1 protein-coding gene is annotated in these 250 nt (G+C 49.6%); it reads left to right on the forward strand.

Annotated elements, in window-relative coordinates; translation table 11 throughout:
- The coding region (locus tag CWC18_RS20825; RefSeq protein ID WP_138676055.1) for an ATP-binding cassette domain-containing protein at positions 1–250 on the forward strand (250 nt) is incomplete at both ends.

The following is a 250-nucleotide window of genomic DNA, read 5'->3' on the forward strand; positions in this document are numbered from 1 at the left end:
AGCTGCTTCAGGCTGATGGGTATACTGCGCGTTCGCGTGCAGAACAATTACTTCATGGCCTTGGATTTTCCCATGAGCAAATTGAGCGTAGCGTAAAAGACTTCTCCGGTGGTTGGAGAATGAGGCTGAACCTGGCACGTACTCTGATGTGTCCGTCTGACTTGTTGTTTCTTGATGAGCCTACTAACCACCTGGATCTGGATGCTATCGTCTGGCTGGAAAGCTTTTTGAAGCGTTACCAGGGTACGCT

The sequence above is a fragment of the Pseudoalteromonas aurantia genome, assembly GCF_005886875.1.
Taxonomy (GTDB): Bacteria; Pseudomonadota; Gammaproteobacteria; order Enterobacterales; family Alteromonadaceae; genus Pseudoalteromonas; species Pseudoalteromonas aurantia_A.